16 protein-coding genes are annotated in these 23,378 nt (G+C 50.7%); 5 read left to right on the top strand and 11 right to left on the bottom strand.

The window, feature by feature from the left end; translation table 11 throughout:
* Positions 1-20: 20 nt before the first annotated feature.
* Complete coding sequence (locus AC27N8_RS30010) at positions 21-1,382, bottom strand: extracellular solute-binding protein (RefSeq protein WP_487072403.1); 1,362 nt, start codon at positions 1,380-1,382, stop codon at positions 21-23.
* Positions 1,383-1,575: 193 nt separating this feature from the next.
* The gene (locus AC27N8_RS30015) at positions 1,576-3,060 is read right to left on the bottom strand and encodes an alpha-N-arabinofuranosidase (protein WP_487072405.1); all 1,485 of its coding nucleotides are present in this window, start codon (positions 3,058-3,060) and stop codon (positions 1,576-1,578) included.
* 276 nt (positions 3,061-3,336) lie between these two features.
* Between AC27N8_RS30015 and AC27N8_RS30020 the strand changes: the two genes are divergently transcribed.
* A complete protein-coding gene (locus tag AC27N8_RS30020; protein ID WP_487074774.1) occupies positions 3,337-4,350 on the top strand; it encodes a LacI family DNA-binding transcriptional regulator in 1,014 nt (337 codons plus the stop codon).
* Between the two features lie 12 nt (positions 4,351-4,362).
* On the opposite strand, the gene AC27N8_RS30025 is transcribed toward AC27N8_RS30020, so the two are convergent.
* From AC27N8_RS30025 to AC27N8_RS30050, 6 genes are all read right to left on the bottom strand, one after another.
* Entirely contained in the window at positions 4,363-6,099 is a 1,737-nt protein-coding gene (locus tag AC27N8_RS30025) for a class I mannose-6-phosphate isomerase (protein ID WP_487072407.1), read from the bottom strand.
* 17 nt (positions 6,100-6,116) lie between these two features.
* Positions 6,117-7,109, bottom strand: coding sequence for an ROK family protein (locus AC27N8_RS30030; RefSeq protein WP_487072409.1), 993 nt, complete (start codon positions 7,107-7,109; stop codon positions 6,117-6,119).
* Positions 7,110-7,128: 19 nt separating this feature from the next.
* Positions 7,129-9,576 (bottom strand): glycoside hydrolase family 38 N-terminal domain-containing protein, encoded by a 2,448-nt coding sequence (locus AC27N8_RS30035; RefSeq protein ID WP_487072411.1) that lies wholly within the window; start codon positions 9,574-9,576, stop codon positions 7,129-7,131.
* Positions 9,577-9,598: 22 nt separating this feature from the next.
* Complete coding sequence (locus AC27N8_RS30040) at positions 9,599-10,462, bottom strand: carbohydrate ABC transporter permease (RefSeq protein ID WP_487072413.1); 864 nt, start codon at positions 10,460-10,462, stop codon at positions 9,599-9,601.
* 11 nt (positions 10,463-10,473) lie between these two features.
* On the bottom strand, positions 10,474-11,400 hold the full coding sequence (locus AC27N8_RS30045; RefSeq protein ID WP_487072415.1) for a carbohydrate ABC transporter permease: 927 nt from the start codon (positions 11,398-11,400) through the stop codon (positions 10,474-10,476).
* Positions 11,401-11,582: 182 nt separating this feature from the next.
* The gene (locus AC27N8_RS30050) at positions 11,583-12,845 is read right to left on the bottom strand and encodes an ABC transporter substrate-binding protein (protein ID WP_487072417.1); all 1,263 of its coding nucleotides are present in this window, start codon (positions 12,843-12,845) and stop codon (positions 11,583-11,585) included.
* A gap of 273 nt (positions 12,846-13,118) precedes the next feature.
* Here AC27N8_RS30050 and AC27N8_RS30055 point away from each other — a divergent pair, with 273 nt between their 5' ends.
* Positions 13,119-13,928: a GntR family transcriptional regulator gene (locus tag AC27N8_RS30055; RefSeq protein ID WP_487072419.1), complete on the top strand. Its 810-nt coding sequence runs from the start codon at positions 13,119-13,121 to the stop codon at positions 13,926-13,928.
* A 129-nt stretch (positions 13,929-14,057) separates the two neighbouring features.
* Here the strand turns inward: AC27N8_RS30055 and AC27N8_RS30060 are convergent, their stop codons facing one another.
* Together AC27N8_RS30060 and AC27N8_RS30065 are read right to left on the bottom strand one after the other, a co-directional pair.
* A complete protein-coding gene (locus AC27N8_RS30060) occupies positions 14,058-14,540 on the bottom strand; it encodes a cupin domain-containing protein (protein WP_487072421.1) in 483 nt (160 codons plus the stop codon).
* A 63-nt stretch (positions 14,541-14,603) separates the two neighbouring features.
* Positions 14,604-15,524 (bottom strand): NADP-dependent oxidoreductase, encoded by a 921-nt coding sequence (locus tag AC27N8_RS30065; RefSeq protein WP_487072423.1) that lies wholly within the window; start codon positions 15,522-15,524, stop codon positions 14,604-14,606.
* Positions 15,525-15,690: 166 nt separating this feature from the next.
* Here AC27N8_RS30065 and AC27N8_RS30070 point away from each other — a divergent pair, with 166 nt between their 5' ends.
* Complete coding sequence (locus AC27N8_RS30070; protein WP_487072425.1) at positions 15,691-16,608, top strand: LysR family transcriptional regulator; 918 nt, start codon at positions 15,691-15,693, stop codon at positions 16,606-16,608.
* A 53-nt stretch (positions 16,609-16,661) separates the two neighbouring features.
* On the opposite strand, the gene AC27N8_RS30075 is transcribed toward AC27N8_RS30070, so the two are convergent.
* Positions 16,662-18,953, bottom strand: a complete 2,292-nt coding sequence (locus AC27N8_RS30075) for a transglycosylase domain-containing protein (protein WP_487072427.1) — start codon at positions 18,951-18,953, stop codon at positions 16,662-16,664.
* A gap of 903 nt (positions 18,954-19,856) precedes the next feature.
* On the opposite strand from AC27N8_RS30075, the gene AC27N8_RS30080 reads away from it, so the two are divergent.
* Together AC27N8_RS30080 and AC27N8_RS30085 are read left to right on the top strand one after the other, a co-directional pair.
* Complete coding sequence (locus tag AC27N8_RS30080) at positions 19,857-22,688, top strand: WD40/YVTN/BNR-like repeat-containing protein (protein WP_487072429.1); 2,832 nt, start codon at positions 19,857-19,859, stop codon at positions 22,686-22,688.
* 80 nt (positions 22,689-22,768) lie between these two features.
* Positions 22,769-23,350, top strand: a complete 582-nt coding sequence (locus AC27N8_RS30085) for a cation diffusion facilitator family transporter (protein WP_487072431.1) — start codon at positions 22,769-22,771, stop codon at positions 23,348-23,350.
* The last annotated feature ends 28 nt before the right edge of the window (positions 23,351-23,378 follow it).

Here is a 23,378-nt window from a genome sequence, read left to right on the forward strand (position 1 = left end):
ATCAATCTGATATGAGCTCTTCAGTTTAAGAAAGGAGGGATATCCAATAATTTTTGGATGGCGGCTTGAAACTGCTTGAGACCTTGTGCGGGTGTCAACTGCCCTGTAAAGACTCCCTGGAAGGCTGCCCCGGCCTGATTTTCCAACTCGGAGCCGGAGCCGCTGAACCAGGCGGTCGGATCAACGACGACGTTGGCTGCCACGCTGGCATAGTTGGATTGAGGTTTGAGGTCCTGATAGGCGCTGCTGTTGGTGACTGGTAAATAAGCAGGAATGTGTCCGCCCAGCGCCCAGGCCTGACTCGTCTTGAGCATATAACTGATAAATTCAAGGGCCGCCGCCCGGCTTTTTGTATCGACTGCGAGTTGATGAGGCAGTACAAAGGAATGTGAATCGGCCTGGACCCGATAGGTGTCATATAATTTGGGAAAGGGAACCATGTTGAATTTCAGATTTTTCTCAGCCTGGAACGTGGTAACTTCCCATTCGCCATCCCATAGAAAGCCCGCCTGACCGCTGCCAAAGAGCGCGACTGCTCCTGCTGCATCGACCTGCGGCGAAGCTACCTTGCTTTTCAGCGTCAGATCGGCCATAAACGATAAGACCTTAACTCCCTTATCCTCATCGATGACTAGCTGCTTGCCATCTGCCGAGAGCACCTCGCCGCCCAACTGTGAATAGAGCGTATAGAAGACCCTCCACGCCGTAATTGCGCCGGCTTCGGCGGCCAATCCCAATCCTCCCGTGACTTGCTTGGCGCGTGTGAATGCATGGATGAGAGCGTCGGGACTGTCCAGGGGCTTGAGTGAGTCATCGTCGTTTAGCAATCCGGCTTTTTTGCAGATATCGATGTTGTAGTAGAGCACGAAGGGATGTGTGTCAAGGGGGATACAATACAGCTTTCCGTTGTAGAAGGCTCGTTGCCAGATGGGAGCGAGAAACTTATCTTCGGTGATACCTACTGTGGCGAGCTCATCGATATCGAATGGATCAAGTAAGTGTTCGGCGGCATAGATAGGAACGCGTGTCATGTGGGAGATAGCCACATCGGGAGCGCGTCCGCCGGCTGCGGCCATCGCCAATTTCGTATAGTATGGAGCACCCCAGGCGAGCGTGACCGACTCCAGATTGATCTGACGCTGGCTCTGTGAAAAGCCATCCTCCATTCCGACCATGCGTACACCATCGCCACCCGTAAAGAGGTTCCAGTAGGTGACTGGCGTGCCAGATGCGTTCAGAGGATTTCCGCAGGCGTTAAGTAGAGTCAGAGCGGCACTACTCCCAACTCCCAGGGCCAGCGACCGTTGCAAGAAGTCGCGGCGTGTGAAATGTCTCATGCGGTTATGTTCGGGTTCCATTGATGGGCGTTGCTCAGAGATCATAACATCTCCTCCTGAAATGATATCGCAAACCGTGCGATACAGCGCTACAATGAACTGTTATCTCAAGCTATTCTGCCCCGCTGGCCGATGATGATGTCTTTATGTGTTCTTGATCAGTCTGTCTTCCCTCTCTATTTATATGCAAAAGATACAAAATCGTTTATTTATCGGTGACATTTGATGACGTATTCTATCAAGCTAACTCCAGGTGGAGCAGGGTGAGCGAATGAGCTGGAAATGTGTATGCGAAATCCTGCTGGCTGACATCGACTTGCTGTTCCTGGATGGTGACTTGATCAGGGTTTTCAAATGAGTTGGATGTGTTTGGATCGTTGGCATTGACTTCGTAGGCTCTAGCGCTCTGTATCCTGGCTGTGTCGGCGAAGGTGATAGTAGATGTCTGGGCTTTTTCTCGATCACGATTGACGACTGCGATGGTCAGGACTTTGCCCGCCGTATCGCGAGTAGCTGAGACGTCGAGGACTGCAAAGGGTCCGAGTGCTCCAAATTTGGGGCCGAAGGGAGAAGTCTCCTGCGCCCTGGTGAAAGGGATCGACTCGCACTCAACGAAGATGTCGAGGGCGATCTCCTGCATCTGCTCCACGAAGAGGCGTAGCGGATGATAGATTGTCTGGAGAAATAAACCCTCTTTGTTAGTGAAGATGGGGGCGATGACGTTTACGAGCTGTGCCAGATTGGCGATCTTGACGGTGTCGCTATGACGAATGAAGCTGTTGAGATAGGATGCTACGGCGAGCGCATCCGCCAGATTATAGATCTCTTCGAGGGCCGTATCGGCTTCGCGCTTACGATACCAGACGTTCCATTCGTCGAAGGCTATGTAGATGGGATGCTCGATCTGTTGATTGTAGCGGGCGCGCTCGATGATCGCCTGACAGCTTTCGAGACCGAAGTCTACCAGAGCGGTAGGGGCCAGGACATTGCTATAGTAATCGGCGCTGCCAGTATAGGCGTGCAGGCTATAATAATCGATATAAGCAGCCAGTCCCGGAACGACCGTATTATCCCACTCGGACCAGCCATTCTCTCCGCAGCCTACCAGCTTGATGCTGGGGTCGGTCCACTTCATGATCTTCGCAAACTCACGTGCCTTCTTAACATAATCATCAGCATCGAGGTGTCCAATCTGCCAGGGACCGTAGACCTCATTGCCGAGCCCCCAATATTTGACATTGTATGGCTCCTCGTGTCCATTCTGACGCCTCAGATTAGCCCAGTAAGTATTATTTGTTCCGTTGCAGTACTCGACCCAGGCTCGCGCCTCATCCAGCGTGCCCGTACCCATATTGACGCAGAAGTATGGCTCAATCTTGAGCGTGCGGCAATACTCGATAAACTCATCGGTGCCAAAACGATTGGACTCAATCCAGTGCCATGCCAGGTCGGTATGTTGCGGACGCTTCTCGACTGGTCCAATCCCATCGGTCCAGCGATAGCCACTGACAAAGTTTCCACCGGGCCAGCGTAAAAGCGGCACCTGCAAATCCCGTACAGCTGCCATCACATCCTTGCGGAAGCCATGCTCATCGCTCAGAGGCGAATTTTCCTCATAGATGCCTCCATAAATACAGCGTCCCAGATGTTCGGTAAAGCCTCCGTAGATGTTGCGATCGACAGGTCCCACCACACGATCGTTATCTATTTTAATCGTTGACAAAAATATCCTCTCCTTCTTTGTAGAGAAAGCTACTCTGCTTGCCGTTTACAACGTTGTAAATTACATACCATATCCGATTTGTATTTGTCAATGCCATGTAGAGGTCCTCGCTTCGCTCGACACTGGTCATGGGAACGCTGCATATAGATATGCATAGGGACAAATTCTTTATGAGAGGGTATTTTCCCATGGCAGTAAGGTTGTGCTTTTGGATTGTTCCTAAGGTACAATAGAGATGATGATCGTTGTTGAAGAAAGATGGTGCTACGATTGGCTGTGACATTGAAGGATGTGGCTCTGAAAGCGGGTGTTTCGGTTAAAACTGTCTCCAATGTGGTCAATGACTATCCCTATGTGACAGACGAAATACGTACGCGTGTCCAGCGTGTACTGAAGGAGCTCAATTATCAACCAAACCTGTCTGCGCGTTATCTGCGCAAGGGACGTTCTGGTATCATCGCATACGCGATCCCTGATCTGAGCAACGTCTACTTCTCAGATATTGGAACGGCCATCATAGAGGCAGCGGCAGCGCAATCATACACAGTTCTGATAGATCATACTATGGGCACTCGTGCCAACGAAAAGCACGTAATTCAGGGATTGACCCCTCATCTCATCGACGGTGTTATTTTGAGTCCCTTTGCTCTGAAGCCAGAAGACCTCCTGCCGTGGAAAGAATCTATCCCCATCGTGCTACTGGGAGATCGTATCTACGACGTCCCATATGATCATGTTACCTATGACAACGTCTCCACCGCTCGACTCGCCACGCAGCATCTGATCGACATAGGCAGAAGGCGCATCGCAGCTATCGGCGTTCAGGAGACCGATGCCCGCGAAACCGAAACTTCTCGCCTGCGCCTGCGTGGTTATATGGATGCCTTGAATGCGTCTGGCTTGTCACTTGATCCAAATTTGATCGTACGAGGCATCCCTATCTTTAGCCGCCTGCTAGGAGCCAGTGCCATGCGGCAACTGCTCTCCCTGGACGAACCACCCGATGCCGTCTTCTGCTTTAACGATCATCTTGCCCTGGGAGTCATGCGAGCTATTCACGAAGCCGGCTACCGTGTCCCTGATGATATCTCTGTCGTTGGCTTCGACGATATCGAGGATGGCCAATATTCCGTCCCATCGTTAACGACCATCTCGCCCGACAAAAACAAGATCGGCGAACTGGCTATCACCTTCCTGCTCGGTCGCATCGACGGCTCCCGTACTGGCCCGCCCGAACGGATTGAAGTTCCATGTCGTCTCATCATCCGAGAAAGCAGCCAGCCTGTTTGAGTTGTTCTGGACTCATTTTACAAAGGCCTTGACTACTTTACAACTGATACTGCCCTTGTTGCGCAGGATATAGCTATCTACACTGGCTGGAATGATGATACTTTCAGCGAATCTCAACTCAACCAGTGAGCCATCTGAGGTGATAATCTCGCAGCGATCTCCTTCGACGAGATTGAGGGCGACAAATTTGCCATATGTTTGATCCTCAATGGTGTCGATAAATTCAAGCCGATGAATGGCGAAGAAGAGATGCTCAATGTCGCCGATACAATATTCGGCCCAGCCTGATCCTTCTCGTATCAGCTCTGGCTGCGGTATCAGATGCTGTTGCACCCAGTCTGTTGTGCGTGTGCTGTCGATGTTGGCGAAGGCATGATCAAGGTGAACGTGACGTCGATTCCCTGACAGGTCTGTACGGAGGTAGTCATAGATCTTGAAGGTGAAGATATAGGGTGTGGCGCTAATCTCCAGCACCAGATTATTGGCCCCACTACAATGGACTGTACCACTGGGGATGAGGAAGAGGTCGTGTGGCTTACTGGGAAAACTATTCACGTGATCGGTGATCTCAAATGGGATATGCTCATCGCGTGCCGCTACGGCATCAATTTTGAGCGCCTCCACGCTTGTATCCTCGCGCAGACCCAGGAAGACGCGAGCATCCTCTTCACAGGCCACAATATAGTATGTCTCATCCTGTGTGAGCGGCTCGCCAAACTCGCTGCGGATATAGTCTATGCGTGGATGTACTTGGCAGGAAAGATTTGTTCCTCCCATGGTATCGAGGTAGTCGAAGCGAATAGGAAAATAGCTACCATAGCGAGCGGCTACCGGAATACCAAGTACTGCATCTGTTTCAGCCCACAAAAGATAATCGAAGGCACATTCAAAATACTCTGCGGTATTGCCCAGCAGGATGCCATTCTCCGGAGCGATCAGTTCAAACGACCAGGCATAATTGGGAGCTTCAGCAGGTAAGCCGAACTGTTCTTTCATCCACTGCCCACCCCAGGGACCGGGCGCAAACCAGGGCTTGACACGAAATGGCTTTTGCGCCATCTCATGCAGGACGCGTCGGAAGTCAGCTCCACGTACGAGTTTGGGGAGGAGGGGAAGACTGCCATCGATAAAAAAGTCCATCCTGGCTAATTGTGTACGCTTGATACGGTTCAGCAGAGGCCAATCCACAAAATAAAAGCGCTTATACATCAGGCCAAAGGCATCAGGCTCCTGAGCACCCAGATTACAAATCTTTTTTTGCCCGGCCAGCTGTTGACTGAGATCCTTGGGGATGTCGATGTAGACATGGATGCCCTCGGCTGTGACAAGTGAGGCTCCAAAGCCATAGATTACGGTGAGAGGTTTCTCTTCAGCTGCTGCTCGTGTTTGTAGCCGGGAAAATTGCTCTGGCTGCCAGATGTCTTGCAGTTCTCCGTGAAAGATGCGTCCGAAGACTGGATCTTGTGTCAGCGAGGTGGCCAGAATATGTTGTATCTCCTGGGCGGGACGAAAACATACCTCAGTTGAAAGCCAGCATATCTCTTGGGCGAAACTGCTCAACTCGTCGCGCAGCTGGCCAATGAAGTCCTGCCAGATGATGCCCATAAAACCATCGATGACAATCGTTTTGGGACCGGATTGTTGGCTAACGGCCTCAAAGAGTGTTTGTGCCAGCAGTTTATAGCCTGTCTCTAGCTCAAGCCAGGAAAAATTTTGCACGGGATGGGTCCGATATGTAGATGATTCCATTGGAATATGTTCTCTTTTCATTGTAAGACAGATATGCCACGAGCAAGCGCAGCCGCACCTACCAGTGCAGCTGTATCCCCCAGTGCAGCCGTTGTCACAAGCACTCTGCCACGGGGATATGTCCAGGTGCGTTCAGCGACATATTGCTGAAGCGCTGGCAGAAATTGTGGGGAAGAGCCAGCAATGCCCCCACCCAGGATGACTATGTCTGGATCGTAGGTATGGATTAATGAGACAAGGCCCGCACTGAGATAATGCGTAAAGTAGGCAACGACTTCTCTGGCCACCTCATCGCCATTTGCCGCCCGCATAAATATCTGTTGGAGCGATGATGCTTCCCCGGCTGGCTGTGGTAATGCACGCATCTTATACAGCTCTGTCGCTTTCCTCAACAAAGGAGCCGTACCGATAAAAGCCTCCAGGCAGCCGATATTGCCACAGGTACAGACTGGACCATCCACCTGAACGGTAATATGGCCGCCCATCGTGCCGAAGAGCCCGCGTGCGCCTCGCAGCACACGACGCTGTAGCGCTACACCACAACCAATCCCGGTCCCCAGGGTCAGGCAGAGCAGATTGTCTACCTGCCTACCTGCCCCGCAGAGCATCTCGCCCACCGTATACATGCGGGCATCATTTTCGACGAAGACCGGAAGGTGTAACTCCTGTGCCAATACCTGAGCCAGAGGCATCCCGATGAGAGCAGATAATGCTTCATTTACATCCAGGATCGTGCCCTGTCGAGGATCGATGATCCCTTTCATACTGACACCGATTGCCTGGCAGGCGTGATCGACCTGGAGCCGTTTCCCTGCCTGGACTAGCGTATGGATCACGCTGGCGGCATCTTTCTGTTCAGGCAGAGCCGTTATCATCAGCTCTGATACCGCCGCGCCGCGTACGATTCCCGCTTTGATGCGTGTTCCACCAACGTCAAAAGCCAGGATCTCGGCCTGCTCAGATAATGGTTGCCTGACAGCGTCTTGATTGCTCTCCCCTGGTATAGTCACAGTGTTCTCCCCTTGCTCGCTAATGCCATCCCAGCGCCTCGACCGGCATCACCGCATCGATTGCCTGCTCCGCATTGGCAAATCCTTGCTGACTGACAAATCGATAGCGCAGACGAAAGGGGCCGCGTTGACTGGTCGGGAAATTCGTGTGCCAGTAATGATTCACCGGCATCGAAGCCAGGAAGCCATTCCACTCCCAGGGCTCGGTCTCCCAACGATTGAAGTTCAACTCATTGGTCATCACGAGAGGAGCATCAATTGGCAGCCAGAAAGCCTGTGCCCCATTTTGTCCAGTCATCCGAGCGGCCCGCTGAATCGTATAGTAGCTTGAACACGTCCCAGGCAGTTGCCCTCCTGTTTGATGACTACCGGGCCGGAAAAATCCCCCGCCGGTCTCCAGATCAAGCGTCATCTGTTGTTGATTGAAAGGGAAGGTCACATAAGCGGCCTCAGGTAGATCGCTCCAGGGCTTATCCCAATCAATTACCAGCTCGATACAGGGAAGCGTATGATAAAAGCGCCAGCTGAGATGAGTCGCTCCCAAAGTTGTGTCTGTGCTGGAGAACTTCAATTCATCAAAGAGCGCACCTCTGGTTGTCACAGGCTCCGCCTTGAAGCGGGCTGAAGATCGTTCAAACACGGGTACATCTGGATAGCTTTGCTTGAGCTCTTCATTGGCGACATCGAGTGCCATCAGACGTTGCTCGTTGCCAACCGCCTTCCAGCCCCAGGGATGCACGACGCGCTCATGGACAAGTTGTCCAAAACCATACTCATGGTGTGTATTGACCCACTCGTTAGCGGTTGCTCGCTCATACAAACTGTGTATGCTGCCATTGCTTGCATCGATGCTTATCTGCCAGGCGGCTGTTCCCACTTCAATGAGCCCCGCATTGTGCGAGACGCTTATCGCAGACGAATGCTGTGGCGGCGGGGTTGTTGTCAGCTTGAAGGCTGCAACCGTTGCTGATGTCAGCGGAAGGTGCGAGATAAATTGAGCCAGCTCATCATTTTCAGACTGAAATGCATAGTGCTGTCCATCGCTTGTCTGGAGCGATTGCCGGGCCGGATCAAGATTCAGTTCTTCGGATGTGAAATGGACGAGATACATATCATCTGGTCGTACTGCTGATCCTGCATAAAGGGTAGAGTTCGAGGTATCTGATTTGGGATGTGCGCGGAGCGCCGTACTGGCTGTCTCGTTCAGGTAAAGTTCGGAACGCTGAAAAAAGAGCTCTTTGACGCTTTGCTCAAAGCTGTTGACCCATGCTGTTGGACGCTCGGTGGTAGACCAGGCCCCAAAGGTATGTTCTAAGGCCATGCGCTCCTGTTCCAGTGCCCTGGCAAAATAAGCGGTAGCTCTCGGCGAGTGATGCTGTGAAAGTAGGGCACTGATATCGGCTCGACGACGTTGCGAGCGTCTTACCTGAGCCACACGCGCTGTACTGGAACCCAGACCGTGCGCCCAGGAATCCGGCCATGCTACCTGGTAGGTGGGATATGACGATTGATGGCTGTGCGTGGGGAGATCATTGAACCATTCGCTGATAGTGGCTGTGCGCAGGTGAATATCGTCGTGTTTCTGATTCCATTTTTCAATCAGTTGATACCAACGCGTATCGGGAGGAGCGTTATCAATCAAGAACCCTCCAGTACTGATCAGCAGTGCATTAAAGGCATAGCCATTGGCCCGTAAACGTTCCACATAGCGCGTCACGCGTTCTTGTGCCAGGACATAGAGATCATCGACACTATCGCGGTCGGCCTCAGTGAAATAGCGTGTCTTATCTGCATGAAATCTCTTTGTTCCTGATAGAGCCAGCACATTTCCCAGCAGATACTGATCACTGAGCCAATGCAGAACACTTCCTCCCTGTGGCCCCTGCCACTGGAACGCCTGAGGAATCCGGAATGGAGCATCGGGGCGTAGCAAATTTTCCCAGTGGAGCGACAACTCATAGTTAAGGCTCCCGCGACGTCCCAACGGATCGGTTCCCATATCGAGATTGAGATGGCTGACAAAGTTTGGAATATGGTTTTCGGCTAAGATATCGGCGACGGCCCAGGGCCAGCCGTTGATGTCGCAGTGCATGGCTGTACGTAAAGGGAGATCGTGTTGTTTGCAGTAGTCGACCGCCAATGAGACGCTTTTCCGATAGGCATCCGCATCGATCAGATCGGTGAAGTGTGCATATACGGCAGTAATCTCAATCTGCCCTGTGCGGACATAGTGTAAAAAATCATCTTCGCGTTCAGGTCTATGCGAAAGATAATGACGCACCTGCCAGAAGGTTTCACACGTCCACTTGAAACGATGCTCTTCTGGCGCATGCTCTGTCTCGCGGCACAGATCGAGGACACGATCATAGTAGTCCAGATACATGTCTTCGAGCTGTTCCTGTGGATGCGTATAACCGATATCCGTGTGAGCTGACTGCATCACATAGATCGTAAATGGCTGAGTCATGATATCCCTTTCTATTGTTCTGCTATTTCTTCACGGACAACGTTAAGCCTTCGAGGAAGTATTTTTGCAGTCCCAAGAAGAGAAGTAGCGTTGGAGCAGATGCCACCAGCGCACCGGCCAGGACGATGGTAAAACTTGATCCTCCATACACGCCCGATAGACTCGATAAGCTGGGCATGACAGGGCGAACGTCGTTGGAATTGCTTAATACGAGGCCAAAGAGCAGATCATTCCATATCCAGGTAAATTGCAGGAGGAAGACGACCAGCAGTGCTGAGAATGACAATGGCAAGTAGATATGCAAGAAGACTCCTAACTCGGTACTACCATCGACGCGAGCGGCAGCCGCAATCTCCTCTGGAATCGTGCTAAAAAATCCGCGCATCACCAGTGTGGCGAAGGGGATACTGATGGCCGTATAAAAGATGACCATGCCGATCTGCGTGTCGTATAGATTGAGTGCATTGTACATTTGATAGATGGGTACAATGTAGATTTGGAACGGGAAGAGCGTTCCGCTATAAATGACCAGAAACCAGAGGAACGAGCCAGGAACTTTCAGCACGACCAACCCATAGCTGGCCAGACCTGCCACGAAGATCGCCAGGACCGCTCCTACAACGCCATAGATGAGACTATTTAAAAAGCCTTGCCCTAAACCTGCTCCGGCCCACGCCTGAGCCATATTTTGAAAGAGATTGAACTCGCGTGGGAGTTGCCAGAAAGCATTATTGATAAAATCGGGCGTTGATTTCGTGGCGGTTATGAGCGTGACGCAGAGTGGTAATAGCCAGATGAGCGCCAGGATGATCGCTATGGCGTAGAGTACAAGTGAGTTTATTTTGATGGGTCGTCGTGGTTGAGTGCTCTTAATCAGACTGGACATACTTTTCCCCTTTACACGCTTTTCCGTAGATAAAATGCCGAAATCAGCAACACAATGATCATGAGTACGACCGCAATCGCTGATCCATATCCTACGCGGAAGAGTGAAAATGCTTGCGTATACATCCAGACGGCGAGCGTCGACGATGAGTTATAGGGTCCTCCCTGTGTCATGACCCAGATAAGATTGAACGATTGTAAGCTATTCACCAATGTGATGGAGATAATCACGGCTGTTACCGGTTGTAACAAGGGAAAGGTCACATAGCGAAACAGCCTGAAGCCTCCAGCGCCGTCCAGGCGCGCGGCCTCCAGAGCGTTTTTGTCCAGGCCATTGAGGCCCACCAGGAAGAGCAACATATTCGTGCCCATGCTTTGCCAGGTGGCGACGATGATCATGGCGAATGTGTTCATTGGCACAGAGGTGAGAAAATTATACTGTGCAAACTGTTTGAGTCCAATCGTTGCCAGGAGCGTTGGGAGGCCGTCATTGGATAGTAAAAAGGTCCATATCACGCCAGTTGAAGTCAATCCAATCGCGTAGGGCAGATAGAAAACATTTTTGAAGATGCTCTGTCCATGCAAATTTTGTAACATAATGGCTGCGGCCAGACCTATACCGACGGGTAATATAACCATTCCGATAACCCAGATGAGGGTATTACTGACACTGGTACCAAATACCGGATCATGCACCATATTGACGTAATTGGTGAGGCCAATAAAATTAGGGGCAACCAGACCTTCTGAGTCCGTAAAACTTATCATAATTGTGAATATGACGGAGTACCAGAACATACCTACCACCAGCACGATGGCCGGCAGGATAAATGTAAAAGAAATGCCTCGTCTTATCCATGTGCGTCGTTTGATTTGCACCTGTATATCGTGGGAGGATTGGATATAGTTTGCCGTGTGTAGCTTTGTAGCTTGTGCCATATATCTCTCTTTATCTAGCTGGCTGAAAACAACTTTATTTTCATGTAGACAAATAGCTGCCCTGTCCTGTTCGATGGAGACCTATAAGTGTGTCCGGTCTGACTCGCGAAGAAGGTCCATCTTCTGAGCGAGCCTTCCTTTTACCATATCTCGACACAACTCTTGTTCAGATACAAGCGTATCTACTTATTTGTCGACCAGTATTGCTTTGCGATTGATTCACAATTGTTTAGCACTTGCATATAGGTGTCTGGATGCAGGACAAATTGTATCAGCGCTGCCGCCGCCGGGACCGCGATCTGGGATGGTGTAGCCTCCCAATAGCGGTTGTGGAGGGTGACACCAGTCGTTGTGACGTCCTTATTGATCTGAAGATTGACGTCGTTGTTGGCTGGCACTGAAGTATCCGCGCTGACAAAGCTCGTTGCGGCGACCCATTTCTGCTGGACGTCAGGGCGCATAAAGGTGTCAACAACTTTAATCGCCTGATCCTTATTGGCATTATGGGCTGACACGACGATCGGACTGGTCTCAAAGATAAGCTGTGGCTTGATACCAGGAGTGATGGCTGGCATGATAAAAGCCCCAAAGTCTGACCCTGCTTTCATGCCGGCATCGATCAAGCTGGACTCATACCATTGACCAACCAGATCCATGGCGACTTTCCCTTGTACAAAATCTTTGGGAGGATTCGCCATGTTCGAGGGGGTACCGAAATAGCCTTTGTCTTCCATTGACTTCCATAGCTGCATCACTTTGACCACACGTGCGTCTGTATAGGAAGCCTTCCCTTGCATCAAATCCTCATAGAGTTGTGGATCAGTGTTCACCAGTAGATTCTCAAACCAGATAAAGCCAGTCCAGGAGTCTTGTGAGTACTGCATAAGTGGAGTTACCCCATGCTTTTTCAGGGTATCATTTAATTGCATAAACTGCTGCCAGTTGGTTGGTGGTTGCAGGTTATACTGGCTGAAGACGTGCTTGTTGTAGAAGATAACCCAGTAAGAGAGATAGCTGGGAGCGCCATAATAATGCCCATTATATTCAAAAGCCTTGGCAACATTAGGATTCACCCCATCATTTTTGATCCACCCTTGCATTTGAGGGGTGAGGTCAGCGATGGCTCCAGCCTTCGCCAGGTCTTGAATCTGCGTCCCTGACCACCAGGTAAAGAGCGGGGGAGCTTTTGAGGTCATCGCAGCAGAACGAATCACCCCCTGGTAGGTCGGTGTGTCAGAGTAGGGTTGGGATTGAAAGCCGGCCTGATATTTGCTGGTCATGTATTGACCAACAGAATTGAACCAGGGAGCCCATGTGGCCTTGTCATTTGCCAGAGAGAGTTTGCTGGGATTGGTCGTGGCAGCACTCGATCCACACCCGGAGAGGATGACCATCAACGTCAAGAAACCGATGAGCACGATTGGTAAAGATAGGCGTCTTTGCACACTAAATCTCCTTCCTGGACATATACGCTTGAAAGAACAACAGGACGTTAGAATCTCTTAATGGATACGCTCGATTAAGGTAGCAATCCAAGTCACTATGTCGTTATAACGATATGATAACCAGTATTTGAAAGCTTGTCAATCCCTTGACTAGTTAATCCATCTCAATTAGAATATCATTATAACGTCATACCTATTCTTTCGCGTGACGGTGACCATTTCTGTTTGATTCATAGGGTAGGAAATGGTAGAACGACTTTCAGAGGATTGTATATGGCACTCAACCAGGTTCCGAGTATGCAGGCGAACAGCTCAAATGGTCTTCCTGTTCCCAAATATTATCATCTCAAAGAAACGATTCTGGCCAGGATCGCTAATGGCACGTGGACGGCGGGATTGGCCATTCCACCGGAGCCCGAGTTATGCCGGGAGTTCTGTGTGAGCCGTATTACGGTGAGGAGAGCTATTAGTGATCTCGTGCATGAAGGCAAACTCTACACCATCCAGGGGAAGGGGACGTTTGTGGCACGACCCAAGCTCGATGAGCGCTTCGTGCAGCGTGCCTTTGGCTTCTATGAGGATATGGAGCATCAGGGACAACCTTTGACGACGGAAATCTTGCAACAGCAAGTTATCCCCGCTCCTGAAACGGTGGCGACCTGTTTAGAGATTTCACCCGGGACGCCTGTGCACATCCTGGTGCGTGTACGCTCGGTCCACAATGAAAAAGTATTAGTTTCCACTACCTACATCCCGGAAGCGCTCTGTCCTGCTCTGGTGAATGACGACCTGACGACTGTCTCGCTCTATCGCTGGCTACAAACCCACTATGGATTGACTGTGGCACGTGCTGAACGCAACGTCGAGGCCGTCGCGGCCCAGCAAAAAGAGGCTAAAATTCTGGATATCGCGCTGCACAGTCCCCTGTTACTCCTTGAGAGCGTTGTCTATCTGCCCAACGACAAGCCGCTTGAATACTCGACCACCTTTCATCGAGGAGATCGCACACGTGTCAGTATCAGCTTTGTGCCAGCCGTTGATGGGCAGGTCCAGTTGAATACCCATGATGCTGGTACGAAATAGGGAATGTATCCTTCAGCCTCCCAGAATGCAAGAGGTCGAGCGAAGCGAGGACACTCGCTTCGCTTGCTACGGATGCAACGTTGTTCTCTATAAAGTCTATCTGATTGCAAAAAAGTAACTTTTACCTATCTAGTGTGCATCTGCTTCCAGAGGTGGTCCAACTACCACGATCCCATAGCGCTTATCGATGGGCTCGAGCGCTTTTGGATCGAGCGGTCCCGGCATGGCTACGGCGCTGACCTCTGCGAAGTACTTACTCATTCCTCCTCCGGGATACGCCTCGATGAGCAGTTCTCCGTCTTCCGACCCTATATTGCGGAAGGTATGAGCCAGGCCACGAGGGATGAAGACCCAGCTACCTTCAGAGACTTCCGAGATGTGTCCATTAGCTTTGAAGAGGAACCTGCCTTTCACAACCCAAAAATTCTCATCGTATTGGTCATGTATATGTTCAGGTGGTCCCATATCGGGTGGAGTCACCTCAATCCATGCATCCAATCTTCCATCTGTAGTCTCTCCTGTGGCTTTCCACACCTGATACCAGGTTTTTGAGAGATACGTCATTTCACCCTGACTTGCTTTTAGTATGGTTGGGACTGAATCCGATGCCATCTGATTTCTCCTTCTGATTTTTAAGAGCGCAAGCGCTTAACGAAAAAAGTTGTCTCTGACAGGCTAGGCAATATGGAGTATGATGCGGCCTCTACCATGGCCATTCTGACTAAACTCCTGGGCTTTGTCTGCTTCGCTCAGTGGAAAAGTGGCGGCAATAGAGGTTTGGAGCTTACCATCGTTAAGCGAGTGGGCAAACATTGCCAGCAGATCCGACGAGACTTGCATATTTAAGAATTCGGCACTAATGCCTGCTGCCTGTGTTTGTGCTTCGTTAGCCGGCGCTGCGATGGTGACGACGCGCCCACCGCGTTTCACGGTGGCAAGGGCGCCTTCTGTCGCTGGACCGCCTACCGTGTCGAAGAGCAGATCAACGTCATGGATCTCATCCTCTACCCGTGTTTTGGTATAGTCAATGACAGTATCGGCACCAAGCGCACGCACAAATTCTATGTTGCTTGTCGAGGTGGTTGTGATCACAGAGGCCCCTTTTTGATGCGCAAACTGGATTGCAAAACTTCCAACACCTCCTGCACCCCCGAGGATTAAGACACGTTGTCCTGCTTGCAGATGACCAGCATCGAAGAGCGCTTGCCAGGCTGTACTTGCTCCCACCGGAACCGCAGCCGCCGCGTCAAAACTGAGTTTGGCAGGTTTCAAGGCAAGATTTTTTGCGGGGACGGCACCATACTCGGCGTAGGCGCCCGCCGCGCTATGACCAAACACCTCCTGACCCGCTTGAAGCGTCGTCACGCCAGGACCAACGCGTTCAACCACGCCGGCCAACTCAATACCAGGCACGTAGGGGAACGTCAATGGCATAAAGCTCTGCATCATGCCTGAGCGGATTTTCCAATCGAGGCCATTAACTCCGGCCGCATGGACATGTACAAGTACTTCGCCTGCCTGGGGTTCTGGTTGTGAAATCTCCTCAAGACGAAGCTGGCTGGCATCACCATAGCTATGAACTTGTATTGCATGCATATATCCACTTCTCCTCTACTTTTTAACTGTGTTGTATCTCATTTTTTAATGTATCTCATCGTCCAGGTTACTCTCTTATCTTATGTTGACGAGGGTGTGATAAACAAGACATAATGATGCATGTATCCATAGACTCAAAGCTATCAGTAGTGAAAGAAAAGAGCACATGGACCTTCTACAATTACATTATTTCCGCGTGGTGGCACGTACTGAGCATATGACGCAAGCGGCTGAGGAACTTTCTATTGCTCAACCTTCGCTTAGTAAGACGATTCGCCGTCTGGAAAACGAGTTGGGCGTTCCTCTGTTTGATCGTCAAGGAAGATCTATCCAACTGAATCGGTTTGGCAAAGCATTTCTTGAGCATATCGATACCATGTTTTACTCTCTGGAGGAGGGAAAACGTACCGTACGAGATATGGCTGGCCTTGAACATGGAGTAGTTTCGCTGGTGACTGCCTCTATCTACTGGCTCCCAGACTTGCTCTACCGCTTTCAGATCCTCCATCCTTCTGTGCGCTTTCACCTCTTCCAGAGTGCACTCGCCGAGATGCCACGGCGACTCGAAACGGGAGAGTGCGATTTCTGTTTTCTCTCCATACCTTTGAACAAGCCGGGCATTCAATGGAGATCCTTACTGACAGAAGAAATTTTGCTGGTTGTTCCCACAGGACATCGGCTGGCCAAACTGGATCAGGTGCCTTTGTTTGAGGTCTCTCAGGAAGCTGTGGTGATTGAAAAAGTTGGGAATGGTCTGCGCGATCTGGTCGACAAGTTTTGTTACGAGGCAGGTTTTACGCCTCAAGTCGCGTATGAGATAGATGAGCCTGCGGCACTCTATGGATTTGTCAAAGCTCATCTTGGCGTAGCGTTTGCCCCCGCATTGATGAAGAGACAGATTGAGGAACAGGGTCTGGTCGCGCTGCGATTGATCAATCCAACCTGTCTGCGTACCTTCGGCATTGCCTGGCAGGAGGAGCATTATCTCTCCGAGGCCTCGCGCTCCTTCCGCCAGTTTATCATGGAACATTTTGCTCATCTGGAGCAAGAGATGCTTTCTTTGTCGTCTTTCTCCATTTTTTAAAAGATGCTTGCTGCTTTTCTTCAGAGGCGGTTGATCTAGCTGAAGATCTTTTCTTATTTCTGCATTGTTGTCAATTGAATTTGTGGATTGGGTCCACAGCTTACATTGTCCGAGCGAAAATAGGGGCTGTCGGTGGGAGTGGTCCCGCACCACCCCAGTGCTCGTTCGATGACGCTGTGCCAGATTGGCAGCGCTCCGGTTGCGCCCACGACGGCGCTATTCATACGCGATCCATTGACATTGCCGACCCAGGTGCCAACGACCACGTTTGAGGTATAGCCAATTGTAGTATTGCCGTCCTCCGTCTCGTCGGTGTTACTGGTCTGGACGGCGACTGGATATTTGCAAGCTGATACACTATCGGCGCATTGAGGATCTTGATCGGCAAAAGAGATCCGTTGATCGTCGCCGAATTTATCGGCGCGGGTCGGATTATCGCTCAAGTCGGTGGTAATACTCCTGGCAATTGCTGCGGAGACTGCTTGTGTGGCCGGAGGTTGTGTCGTGTTGTAGCGATATACTTGCTTCCCATTTCGATCATAGATATCGAGTATCCCTGTGGGGGATACGATTTTTCCCTGATTGGCGAAGGCCTGATAGGCACCGGTCATTTGCAGGAGCGACGCATTGACCTGACCATTGGCAAACTTTAGCAGATTATTGTCCTCGATTGACTGAGTAGTCTCACCTTCGGCGTTTGGCTCGGGCTTGACAATTGACGGGGCTGTCATATTTTTTGGGGTTGTGATACCCAGACGATGTGCTGTCGCGATCATTTCTGTCGGGCCAGCAGTCAAAGCTGCTTTTAAACCGAAATCGCTCGATGACAGGGTCAAGTCGGCGTCGGAGGGAAAGTCTGAATCATTTTGGCGGGACAACGTGCTTTGAAGTGAGGCTGCGTAGTCGATAGGATACATGGTTGTGCCTGGTAAACGTCCTGCCGGAATATTTGGGTCCCAGCTGGAAGGCACAACCATATTATATTCGCCACCAACTTCTGGATCTGTGGAATTATAATCGGCACCGCCCACCATTGCCAGAACCTCACCGGTCTTTGCATTTATCACGACGACGGCGGCGCTATGGATGTTCAACTGCTGACTGAGGACCATGTCGCCACGCAGACTCAGGGGATAATATTGATAGTCGGGCTTGTTGATGTGTTGATCAATTGCCCGTGCGACGTACTCTTCCAGATTCACATCGATTGTCGTATGAATGTTATAACCACCATGTTCCAGCAGATCGATACCTGCTGCGTAGTTGCCATCTCCCAACTGCAAGGCAATCTGATTGACAACCCAATCCACAAAATAGGGAGCGCGTTTTGTGTGCGGATAGGCTGCAAAATTGGTCTGAGCTATCAGCTTTTCGGCTTGATGGGCCATTGAAATCGTAATGGCCTGTCCATCCACGCTCATATGCTGCAAGATCATAGCCTGTAGCACGATTTTTTGCCGTGCGAGGGCTCGCTGTTTAGCCTCTGGCCCGAGCGTTGGATCGATGGTGCCAGGAGCGTTGGGCATGGCAGCCAGGAGCGAGGCTCTTGCCAGCCCCAGAATAGGATCAAGCTGTCCTTGTGCGTTATATTCCAGGCGTGCGATGCCAGGCTTACATTTGTCATGTATGGAGCAGTCGCTTCCCAGGTGAAAAAATGCTTCTGTGGCGGATTCTACGCCGACGTCGAAGGAGCCAAAGGCGGCGACATTAAAATACATGTCCAGAATTTCAGCCTTGGTGTATTTTTGTGTCATGCCGATCGCGAGGAGCGCTTCCTGAAGCTTGCGTGCCTTTGTGTGTTGCGCGTTATGTGAGAGGTTCTTGATGACTTGCTGAGTGATGGTACTTGCTCCTCCATCTCCTTTGACCGCTGCACGAAGAGTACTCTGCACGTTGACGCCGGGATCAGTCCAGAACGTTTTATCCTCGGTTGCGATCATCGCATCCTGCATCACCTTTGGGATATCTTGTAGGGCCACGGGAACTCTCCGCCCACCGTTGACCTGATTTCGATCGTAGACGTCGTAGAGCAGTACATTGTTGCGATCATAGATGTGTGAGTCCTGAGAGATGTTTTGATGGGCGTACTGATCGACTTTTGGGAGTAGCTCTTGATAGTCAGAAAAAAGAAATCCCGCTATGGTGAAACTGAGGGTATAGGCGACGGTGAGGATGGTTAAGAGTATATTTTTCCCTATGGTTCGCAGCTTTTTTCTTTTTTTTCTGCGTCTATCGAGAGGAGATACTGGCTCCTGAAGCTTTTTCGTCTCGACCTGATTAAGAAAAAGGTTTTGCGGATTTTTATCTGTCGATACAGCCGTTTTTATTTGATCTATACTATCCATATATTTACAGGTTGTCCGGTAGGCAGGATATAATAAACGACTTCACTACCTGTGAACGGACATTCTCCTTCCTCTATCTTCGCTATTGAACAGCCTTTTCACTGGAATTGTTTGGATGATGAGATCTCGTGCAAAATTAGATCCCATCGGTAATCCAGAGCTGTGCAGTGCCATCCTTGCTCTGCGCTTGCTCGACACTTTATGCCGGGCGCATCTTTTATTTCGTATCGATGAGAAGAGTGTGACATCAGTACTCATTTGGGTCATACGTCGCTGGTATATAGAGTATGTAGCTTGGTGATTGACTCAACCTGTTTCTGAGTATAGCAAAATAACTGGCATGCTTCTTCCCCTGAGTGGGGGATTTTATGAGTCGGTAGAGCTATACTAGCGAGGTGTAGTGGAGACATATGCCCAATTGATCAGAGCGTGAATGATTTTGATATCATATAACAACGCATCTCTCGTATTATGACTGAATTCTATTCCTGGTATCCTTGAATTTTTTGTCGTTTTATGGCATATAGTACGTATATGCTTTTCCTAAAGAATGAGGTGTCCAGATCTGATCAGGGATATAATTATTTTAACTGTTATAATGGTGCCAATTGCATTATAACAAATGAATACTTGTGTGGCGCATAGCTTTTTCTTGCTTTCATTGTGTGGTTTTTGCCTTTTTCTCTACATATGTGGAACACATTATATTATCCCCCTGTGAAATATGCTGGTTTTTGATGTATGCTTTCTCTACAAATTATGTTAGTTGTTAGTAGACGATTTGTATTGATGTATGCGCCTGCATTTCTCCTCATTCTTCGGGTATGTAGCATAGAGAGTATTCATGAGCGATCTGCTCTGACACTCTCTATGCGAGGCTAGAATATGGAGGTTCATGCCAATATGTTTCTACGACGCTATACGTTTAAATCGCGGCACCTTGCCTGGCATTTGATCCTGGTGCTGGCTGTTTTGGTCTTACTCCTGCCAGGCAACTCTGCATCAGCGCTTCCTTTACAATCTCACTACAACCATTTTCTGGCGACTCATCCAGAGGATGGTATCGATGATAATGGGAACGATCAGGGAACGGGCGATGCAAGTGTAGATGCCCTGACTCAGCAGCAATACGCAGACAGTGCCTATCCGCATACCAATGTGAGCTATGCCCAGACCATCGGTGCCTATAACGCCTTTCAGGGTGTGATGGGAAATGTGGCAAAATGGAACAATCAAAATTGGCAGCTGGTAGGTCCCAGTGTTGGAAATGCTGCCACTGAAGCGACATATACAGGGAGAGCTACGACAAACTCTGGTCGCGTCACCGCGCTACTTATCTCCAAGAATTGTACGCAAGCATTTTGTCCCGCCTGGCTTGGAGCGGCTGGTGGTGGTGTCTGGGTGACCTTCAATGGTCTGGCCGCGCAGCCCACCTGGAAATCCGCTTCTCTGGGTCTGGCATCCAACGCAATTGGTTCACTCTATCAAGATCCAACCGACCCAACAGGTCGCACTATCTATGTCGGAACTGGAGAGCCAAACGGCTCAAGCGACTCTGAAGCAGGCGTTGGTCTTTACAAATCGACGGACCTGGGACTCTCCTGGCATCTTGTCACGGGCAGTATTGCGGCTGCCAAAGATCGTTCGATCGCTGCCATTGCCATTGATCCTCTTAATCGCAAGCATATCTATATTGGAACAGCGCTCGCCCGCCATGGAGCTTCGGCCGTGAATGGTGGACGTTGGACCCCTCCCGATGCTCCCAAGATTGGTTTATACGAATCAATTGATGGCGGCGCAACCTTCAAGCTCACGTTTTCTCAGGCCACCGACACAACGAATCCCAACTCTCCCAATGGCAGTGACTACTTCCGTGGCGGTGTCTCTAAAATCTTGCTTGATCGTACTGGTCTGGCGGCTCATGCCTCTTCACGTGTCTACTTCTCTGTGTTTGACTATGGCTTGTACCGTAAGACAGAGAATGGAGTTTTTGAGCAGGTCTTTGCCTCCGCCGGTGGTGGAACCACTGCCAATAGCCTTGGAACTCGGACCGAGTTCGCACTGGCGCCAACGGGGAATAAGCTGCGCATCTATGTTGGTGATACAGATGGTACTACCTCGCTGCTATTCCGTGTTGATAACGCCAATGTAGCAGCCAGCACTTTGACGAATGGAGTCGCTAATCCTGGCTGGATCTCACTTTCCAATCCCACTCAGGGGACGGCTGGTTATACTTCCTACGACTTCTGTGAATCGCAGTGTAGCTATGATATGTTTGTGGCATCGCCTCCAGGACATCCCGATACGGTCTGGCTGGGTGGTTCAATGAACTACGATGAAGTCTTTACCTCGACCCCTCCATCCAATGGTCGTGCGGTGCAGCGCTCAACTGATGGGGGGGTGACCTTTACCGATATGACCGACGATAATGAGAATCCTCCTTTAGGGATGCATCCTGACCAACACGCGTTGGCCTTCTCACCGACGAATCCAGATATCACTTTTATCGGCTCTGATGGCGGTGTGGTGCGCACCGATGGACAGTTCACCGATGCTTCCAGCCAGTGCAATACGCGAGGATTAGATGCGGCAGGTTTGGCCGAGTGTAAGATCTCGCTGAAAGTTATTCCCACCCATATCACCAGCCTGAATCCTGGATTAGCCACGCTGCAATTCCAGAGCGTTTCGATGAATCCACAAGCGCCCACCACAGACCTGATTGGTGGCACGCAGGATAATGGATCATGGGCCTTCAGCGGGAGTAAGGATACAGGTACATCCTCTCTTGAAACCGTAGGTGGTGATGGAGGACAAACGGCGATTGACTATGCTCATCCATCGATCCGCTTCCACATGTACTACAATCCAAATGGTGATGTGAACTTCCACGGTAACGATCCAGCTGGATGGGACTATATGGCTCAGCCTCTGGCTGCTAGCGGTGAACGTAGTTCATTCTATATACCCCTCATTGCAGATCCTGCCGTCGGCGGAACCGTCTTTGGTGGGCTCGAACACGTCTGGCGTACCACCGACGATGCTGGCAATCAGGCGTACCTGGATCAGCATTGTAACGAATATACAGGAGACTTTTCCGTCGATGCTGTCTGTGGCGACTGGGTACCGCTTGGTCAAAATCTCTCCGATACGACCTTTGGGACCGATAAGACGACTACAGCATCCGGTGGAAGCTACGTTGTGGCTCTGGGACGCACATCTGGTGATAAGAATACGTTGTGGGCTGCAACCCGACTTGGACGCCTCTTCATCTCGAAGAATGCCAATGCGACCGACGCTGCCAGTGTCTCATTTACACGCCTGGATACAGCGGCGCAACCTGCGCGCTTCATCAGTGGGATCGCCGTCGATCCAGCTAATACCAATCATGCGGTAGTCACCTTCTCCGGGTATAACGCCTACACGCCAAACACGCCGGGGCATGTCTTCGACGTAACCTATAATCCCACAACAGGTAAGGCCACGTGGATCGACATTAGCCACAATCTGGGTGATGCTCCCGTAACAGGTATTGCTTACAATAGTAGTACGCGTGACCTGTACATCTCAACCGACTTTGGCGTTGCTGTCCTTGATCATGGTGGAAATCGCTGGCATCCAGCGGCCTCGGGACTGCCCACCGTTGCTGTTTATAGCCTGGCGATCGATCCAAAGAATACAGTTCTCTATGCGGCCACCCATGGTCGTAGTGTCTGGAAACTCAACCTCAAAGCGTAAGCGGTATCGTTTGAAACATGACGGCCTCCTCGTTCATCTGAGATACAATGTAGGTGTTTATTGATGAACTGGAGGTCGTTTTGAGTCAAACTGCTCTCCTCAAACGAGGATTACTGCTGGAATATCTTACCCTGGGATGGAATATCGTTGGTGTCATGATCGTTGTCCTGGCGGCGCTTGCCGCTCATTCCGTGGCACTGGCTGGATTTGGACTCGATTCTCTTATCGAGATCTTTGCCTCGGTCGTCGTTGTGTGGCAGCTTACTGGCGTGAATCAAGATCGTGAACGGCTGGCGCTCCGCCTTATCGGAAGCGCATTTGTTGCCCTGGTGATCTATATTGTGGCACAACTGCTCTACGTCTTTTTGACGGGGACGCATGCTATCACATCGTTGGGAGGCATGCTCTGGATTGCCGCAACCTTTATTGCCATGCTACTTCTGGCTGCCGGCAAAAGGATCACGGGACGGCAATTGAAGAATGAGGTCTTGCTCACCGAGGGGCGTGTCACGCTGGTTGATGCCTATCTGGCTGGTTCCGTCCTGGTTGGGCTGCTGCTGACAGCTCTCTTTGGCTGGTGGTGGGCAGATCCGCTGGCCTCGCTTGTGATTGTCTACTATGGAGTGCGGGAGGCGATGGCGGCTTTCAAGGGATCAAGCTAGCAAGTGTACGACGCCACTTCGGCGTCGT

It is taken from the genome of Dictyobacter sp. Z7_2, assembly GCF_057551105.1.

Excerpts from the sequence above, each read along its gene's own strand:
- AC27N8_RS30035 (WP_487072411.1), bottom strand. The coding sequence starts at position 9,576 with ATGACTCAGCCATTTACGATCTATGTGATGCAGTCAGCTCACACGGAT.
- AC27N8_RS30065 (WP_487072423.1), bottom strand. The coding sequence starts at position 15,524 with ATGCATGCAATACAAGTTCATAGCTATGGTGATGCCAGCCAGCTTCGT.
- AC27N8_RS30060 (WP_487072421.1), bottom strand. The coding sequence starts at position 14,540 with ATGGCATCGGATTCAGTCCCAACCATACTAAAAGCAAGTCAGGGTGAA.
- AC27N8_RS30010 (WP_487072403.1), bottom strand. The coding sequence starts at position 1,382 with ATGATCTCTGAGCAACGCCCATCAATGGAACCCGAACATAACCGCATG.
- AC27N8_RS30025 (WP_487072407.1), bottom strand. The coding sequence starts at position 6,099 with ATGGAATCATCTACATATCGGACCCATCCCGTGCAAAATTTTTCCTGG.
- AC27N8_RS30070 (WP_487072425.1), top strand. The coding sequence starts at position 15,691 with ATGGACCTTCTACAATTACATTATTTCCGCGTGGTGGCACGTACTGAG.
- AC27N8_RS30075 (WP_487072427.1), bottom strand. The coding sequence starts at position 18,953 with ATGGATAGTATAGATCAAATAAAAACGGCTGTATCGACAGATAAAAAT.
- AC27N8_RS30055 (WP_487072419.1), top strand. The coding sequence starts at position 13,119 with ATGGCACTCAACCAGGTTCCGAGTATGCAGGCGAACAGCTCAAATGGT.
- AC27N8_RS30080 (WP_487072429.1), top strand. The coding sequence starts at position 19,857 with ATGTTTCTACGACGCTATACGTTTAAATCGCGGCACCTTGCCTGGCAT.
- AC27N8_RS30040 (WP_487072413.1), bottom strand. The coding sequence starts at position 10,462 with ATGTCCAGTCTGATTAAGAGCACTCAACCACGACGACCCATCAAAATA.
- AC27N8_RS30045 (WP_487072415.1), bottom strand. The coding sequence starts at position 11,400 with ATGGCACAAGCTACAAAGCTACACACGGCAAACTATATCCAATCCTCC.